The following is a 1,041-nucleotide window of genomic DNA, read 5'->3' as shown; positions in this document are numbered from 1 at the left end:
GAGTACACCATCCTGCGCACTGGTGGCCTCGGTCCCGCGCGGGCCCTGGCCCTGCTGGCCGGCCTGGCCRCCGCGTTCGCGGCGCTCACCTTCTTCGTCGGCGACTATGTGGCGCCGCGCTTCGAACGCGAGGGGGACGAGATGCGAGCCCGCTTCGTGCACGACAGCAACCCGGCCAAGCGCGGCGCCTGGCTGAAGGACCACCAGAATATCGATGGTCGGGAGCGCAGCTATTCAGTCAAGGTTGGCCGCGTTGGCGGCGGCGGCGAACTGGAGGATGTGCGCATCTTCGAGTTCGACGCCGAAGGCCGGCTGATGTCGCGCACCGAAGCGGAAAAGGTCGACGTCGACGCTCAGGGCATGTGGCATCTGCAGGCGGTCAAGCGCACGGTCTGGAACCCCGGCACGGCGACGGCCAGCGGCAGCGTCGGCGACGTCGTCATCAGCGAGCAGCAGCTCGACAAGCTCGACTGGCAGAGTTCCCTGCACGCCGGCGTCATCGCCGCGGCCGTGCTGCCGGCCATGTCCATGTCGACGCTGGAGCTCTACCGCTACACCAAGCATCTGTCGGCCCAGGAGCAGTCGGCCCAGGCGCACAACATCCAGTTCTGGCGCAAGGCCTTCTATCCATTTGCCTGCTTCGTCATGGTGGCGCTGGCCCTGCCATTCGCCTACCTGCATGGACGCTCGGGCGGCATCAGCATCAAGGTCTTCGGCGGCATCATGCTGGGTATCAGCTTCGTGCTGCTGAACAACGTGACCGGCCATCTGGGCCTGCTGAAGAACTGGACACCCTGGGTCGTCGCGGCAACGCCCAGCCTGCTCTACCTCGGGTTGTCGATGGCGGCCTTCACCTGGCTCGTCAGATACCGCTGATGAAGCCCCCACGGTCACTTCGTGCCCTGCCTTGCAGGCCGCGCCAGGCCAGTGGCCCGGCTCTTCGCCAGCCACGCAGCGTCCACCGGACGCTGCGTGCGCGGGCTCAGCCCCCCGAGGGGGCGCCAGCGTCCTTCGGGCGGCCGTGCGGACGCTGATGGAAGG

Annotated in this window: 1 protein-coding gene; it reads left to right on the top strand. The window is 67.7% G+C overall.

What is annotated here, in order from left to right; translation table 11 throughout:
* A partial coding sequence (locus AC1DU6_RS32550; RefSeq protein WP_477862373.1) for an LptF/LptG family permease occupies positions 1–876 on the top strand: 876 nt, incomplete at its 5' end.
* Positions 877–1,041 lie beyond the last annotated feature (165 nt).

Source organism: Roseateles sp. P5_B10 (assembly GCF_056400485.1).
This window is presented reverse-complemented; position numbering and strand designations above follow the sequence as displayed.